At 60.9% G+C, this 5,105-nt stretch carries 5 protein-coding genes; all 5 read left to right on the top strand.

The features are described from left to right. Positions 1-997, top strand: a 997-nt coding sequence (locus Q0341_RS14960) for a phosphate acyltransferase (RefSeq protein WP_299514966.1), incomplete at its 5' end; no start/stop codon positions are given. 180 nt (positions 998-1,177) lie between these two features. Beyond that, on the top strand, positions 1,178-2,209 hold the full coding sequence (locus tag Q0341_RS14955; RefSeq protein WP_299514963.1) for an ABC transporter substrate-binding protein: 1,032 nt from the start codon (positions 1,178-1,180) through the stop codon (positions 2,207-2,209). Positions 2,210-2,373: 164 nt separating this feature from the next. Then, positions 2,374-3,192 (top strand): ABC transporter ATP-binding protein, encoded by an 819-nt coding sequence (locus Q0341_RS14950; RefSeq protein ID WP_299514960.1) that lies wholly within the window; start codon positions 2,374-2,376, stop codon positions 3,190-3,192. A gap of 13 nt (positions 3,193-3,205) precedes the next feature. After that, a complete protein-coding gene (locus Q0341_RS14945) occupies positions 3,206-3,973 on the top strand; it encodes an ABC transporter permease (protein ID WP_299514957.1) in 768 nt (255 codons plus the stop codon). Between the two features lie 22 nt (positions 3,974-3,995). Continuing rightward, positions 3,996-4,826: an urease accessory protein UreD gene (locus Q0341_RS14940; RefSeq protein ID WP_299514955.1), complete on the top strand. Its 831-nt coding sequence runs from the start codon at positions 3,996-3,998 to the stop codon at positions 4,824-4,826. The last annotated feature ends 279 nt before the right edge of the window (positions 4,827-5,105 follow it).

Genomic DNA, 5,105 nt, shown 5'->3' with positions numbered 1-5,105 from the left:
CTTGTTGATGCGCCCCATCTTCAACGCCGCCAAGGCGGTGCCCAAAAATGCCAAGCGCGTGGCCTATGCCGACGGCGAAGATGAGCGCGCCCTGCGTGCCGCGCAAATGGCCATCGACGACCAACTGGCCCACCCGATCTTGATCGGTCGCCCCAGCGTGATCGCTGCCCGCATCGAAAAAGCCGGGCTGCGCATGCGCCTGGGCGTGGACGTGGACAACGTCAACCCGGAAGACGATGCACGTTTTCGCCAATATTGGGAGCACTACCACCAGCTGATGAAGCGCAACGGTGCCACGCCTGCGGTGGCCAAAGCGGCGGTGCGCCGCTCCAACACCATCATTGGTGCCTTGATGGTGTCGCTGGGCGATGCCGATGGCCTGATCTGCGGCCTGACGGGCAGTTATATGACGCACTTGGAGCGCATCGACAGCATTTTGGGCAAGCGCGCCGGCGTGATCAACTACGCCGCCGTGAACGCGCTCATGAGCGACTTGGGGCCGCTGTTCATCACCGACACCTATGTGAATGAAGACCCCAGCGCCGAGCAATTGGCGGAAATCGCGGCCATGGCAGTCAAAGAGATTCAGCGCTTTGGCATCGTGCCCAAGGTGGCCTTTCTGTCGCATTCGAGTTACGGCTCGTCCAAACGCGCATCGGCGCGCAAGATGCGCTCGGCGCGTGACCTGTTTGTGGCGCAGCACCCCGACATCGAGTGCGACGGCGAGCTGCATGGCGACGCCGCCTTGCAGCCAGAAATTCGCAACGTGTACTTGGAGGACAGCACGCTCAGCGGCTCGGCCAATTTGCTGGTCTGCCCCAACCTGGACGCGGCCAACATTTTGTACAACGTGCTGAAAACAACCACCAGTGGCGGCGTGACGGTCGGCCCGATCCTGATGGGCACCGCCGCCACAGCGCACATCCTGACCCCGGCCGCCACGGTGCGCCGGGTGCTCAACATGACCGCACTGGCAGCGGCCGGCGTGCACAACTGAAGGGCCAAAAGGGAAAAAAGAGGATGAAAGCCCCATTTTGGTGCATTTTGAGTCCTGAATGGGCACCAAAACTGGGGATTTCTAGGGGATCAACCTGACATACGCCGTCAGGCACATGGTCGATAATGGCACCGATTTTGCTAGACAAGAATCACCGTTTATTTGACCCAGGAGCCCCTCATGAACAAGCGTTTCTTCATCAAAGCCACCGCAGCTGTCGCCGCAGTCGCGTCTTTTGGCCTGGCACAAGCCCAGACCACCCCAATCAAGTTCCAACTGGACTGGCGCTTTGAGGGCCCTTCAGCGCTCTTCTTGGTGCCTGCAGCCAAAGGCTACTTCAAAGACGCCAAGCTGGACGTGACCGTGGACTCGGGCAACGGCTCGGGCGGCGCAGTGACCCGCGTGGCCTCGGGCACTTACGACCTAGGCTTTGCCGACCTGGCCGCCCTGATGGAGTTCCACGCCAACAACCCCGACGCACCCAACAAGCCTGTGGCCATCATGATGGTCTACAACAACACGCCCGCCTCGGTCATGGCCCTGAAGAAGTCCGGCATCAAAACCCCTGCCGATCTGGCTGGCAAAAAATTGGGCGCACCCGTGTTTGACGCTGGCCGCCGTGCTTTCCCCATCTTCCAAAAGGTCAACAGCATCGGCAATGTGGCCTGGACAGCGATGGACCCACCTTTGCGTGAAACCATGCTGGTGCGCGGCGATGTGGACGCCATCACCGGCTTCACCTTCACCTCGCTGCTCAACATCGAAGCGCGTGGCGTGAAAGCCGAAGACGTGGTGGTCATGCAGTACCCCGACTTTGGCGTCAAGCTCTATGGCAACGCGGTCATCGCCTCGCCCAAGATCCTGAAGGAAAACCCCGCTGCCGTGAAAGCCTTCTTGGCCGCCTTCACCAAGGGTGCCAAAGACGTGATCGCCGACCCCGCCAAAGCCATTGAATCGGTCAAGGCACGCGACGGCATCATCAACACCGCCTTGGAAACACGCCGCCTGCAACTGGCCATTGACACCGTCATCAACAGCCCATCGGCCCGCGCCGAAGGCTTTGGCCAAGTCAACGGCCCGCGCCTGACCTTGATGGCCTCGCAAGTGTCCGACGCTTTCAACACCAAGACCCGCGTGAAAGCCGAAGACATCTGGAATGGTTCGTTCCTGCCCTCGGCCAAAGAGCTGGACATCCTGCCCAAAGGCAAGTAATTCGATGCCCAAGCGCGGTCTGCTGTTTGCAGACTGCTGCTTGGCACTGCTGCGGGTGTATTGCCCCGGCGGCCTGGGCCCACATCCAACCTCCGGGTGATGCTGGGCTTTTGCAGGGCGTTGCGTGTATACACTTTCGAACACCATTTCAAAGTCCTCTCACCATGTCCCAAGACGCATTCGTCGATTTCCAGAATGTCTGGCTGGCCTACAACGACGAGTTGCTGGCGCAAAACCACTTTGCGGTGGAAGACATCAATTTGCAGGTCAAGCAAGGCGAGTTCATCGCCATCGTCGGCCCATCGGGCTGCGGCAAGTCCACCTTCATGAAGCTGACCACGGGCCTGAAAATGCCCAGCAAAGGCCGCATCCTGGTCGATGGTCAACCGGTCACCGGCCCGCTCAAAATCAGCGGCATGGCGTTTCAGGCTTCGTCGCTTTTGCCCTGGCGCACCACGCTCGACAATGTGCTGCTGCCGCTGGAAATCGTGGAGCCTTACCGCACCAACTTCAAGCAGAAAAAGGCCGAATACGCAGAGCGCGCCCGCAAGCTGCTAAACACCGTGGGCCTGGGCGGCTACGAAGACAAATTTCCGTGGCAACTGTCAGGCGGCATGCAGCAACGCGCCAGCATTTGCCGCGCCTTGATCCATGAGCCCAAGATGCTGCTGCTCGACGAGCCTTTTGGCGCGCTCGACGCCTTCACCCGTGAAGAACTCTGGTGCATCTTGCGCGACCTGTGGACCGAGCAAAAGTTCAACGTGATTTTGGTCACACACGACCTGCGCGAATCGGTGTTTTTGGCCGACACGGTGTACGTGATGAGCAAGAGCCCCGGCCGCTTTGTGGTGAAAAAAGAAATCGACCTGCCGCGTCCGCGTGATCTGGAGATCACCTACACCCCTGAATTCACCAACATCGTGCACGAGTTGCGCGGCCACATCGGTGCCATGCGCAAAACCGGTGCGGCGATCAACCAATAAGCGGGAGCCCCTCGTGAACAAAAAATCCCTCGAAAGCTGGTCGCCCTGGATCTTGCTGGTGCTGAGCATCCTGATCTGGGAAGGTCTGTGCCGCGCCTTCAACGCGTCGGAATTCATTTTCCCCAGCCCCTCGCGCATCGCGCAGCAAACCATCGAATACCGCGACGTGATCGCAGGCCACGCCTGGCGCACCTATTGGGTGACCATGGTGGGCTTTGGCATTGCCATCGTGGTGGGCGTGTTGCTGGGCTTCATCATCGGCAGCTCACGCTTGGCCTATGCCGCCGTGTACCCGCTCATGACCGCCTTCAACGCGCTGCCCAAAGCGGCCTTTGTGCCGATCTTGGTGGTGTGGTTTGGCATCGGCATCGGCCCCGCCATCCTCACGGCTTTCCTGATCAGCTTCTTCCCGATCATGGTGAACATCGCCACAGGTCTGGCCACCTTGGAGCCCGAGCTGGAAGACGTGCTGCGCGTGCTGGGCGCCAAGCGCTGGGACGTGCTGGTCAAAGTCGGCCTGCCCCGCTCCATGCCTTACTTTTACGGCTCACTCAAAGTGGCGATCACATTGGCCTTTGTGGGCACCACGGTGTCCGAGATGACGGCGTCGAACGAAGGCATTGGCTACCTGCTGATCTCTGCCGGTTCGGCCATGCAAATGGGCTTGGCGTTTTCTGGTCTGGTCGTGGTCGGCGCGATGGCCATGATCATGTACGAGCTGTTCAGTTACATCGAAAAGCGCACCACCGGCTGGGCCCACCGCGGCTCACAAGGCGAGTGATGCCCCTCGGGCGAGCCACCCCATGACTTGGCTCGCCCACTTGCAACTGGACTACGCCCGTGAGTCCAATCGCAGCGTGGCCCGCTACCTGCACCAAGGGCCGCTGCGCATTTTGCAAAGCCTGTACCCCGAAGGCGATGCGGTGTGCCACAACGTGTTGGTGCACCCGCCCGGAGGCTTGACCGGCGGCGACACCCTCGACATGCACGTCACTGTTGGCGAAGGTGCCCATGGCCTGGTGACCACGCCCGGCGCCACCCGCTTTTACCGCTCCGAAGCCGGACTCGCCACCCAACAGGTGCATGCCCGGGTCGAGGCCGGGGCACGCCTGGAATGGCTGCCCCTGGAGGCGATTGCCTACAACCAATGCGACGCGCTCAACCGCGCCGTGTTTGAGCTGGCCCCTGACGCCGAGATGATGACCTGGGACATCACCGCCTTGGGGCTTCCTGCCGCCCAACTGCCTTTTGCCCAAGGCACATTTCGCCAACACTTGGAAATCCCCGGCGTGTGGTTGGAGCGCGGCACACTGGACGCACAAGACAGCCGCTTGATGAACAGCCCCTTGGGTTTGGCGGGCCACCGCTGCATGGCCACCTTGGTGTTTGCAGCAGGCAGCGCCATTGCCGCCGAGCGCAGCGAAAGCGCACTGGCCTGTGCGCGCGAAGCACTTGAAGCCTCGCCACTGCGCCTGAGCGCAGGGGCCACCTCACCCCACCCTCAAGTCATCGTCGTGCGGGTGCTGTCGCCGCTCACGGAGCCTGCAGTGCAGGTGCTGCGCCAAATCTGGGCCCAGTGGCGCGCAGCCCTGTGGGACATGCCAGGCACCTTGCCCCGCATCTGGAACATGTGAGGGTTGAGGCGAGAACGGTTGTGGCGGTGTTCTTCGAAGAAGCCCAAACAACTCCACCCTGACCCTTCATAGGGGGCGCTGGGTGCGCCAGCCCACACAAGCCACGCCTCATTGGCCAGGCTCACAAATGTGCAAGTCAAACGTTGACGTGGGTCAAACCCAACCCACCACGGTGGAATAATTTCCTTATGACCTTTTTCGGGGTCAAACTTCAGCCGTCCGCATTCCTTCGTGTTCGAGTGAAAATCGAGACCAAGGCGCTGTCTTTGGTCCATGTTG

Origin of the sequence: uncultured Limnohabitans sp., from assembly GCF_937889215.1 — a bacterium.
Lineage (GTDB): Bacteria > Pseudomonadota > Gammaproteobacteria > Burkholderiales > Burkholderiaceae_C > Limnohabitans_A.
Note: the sequence above shows the minus strand (reverse complement) of the source record. Positions and strands in the feature narration are given on the sequence as shown.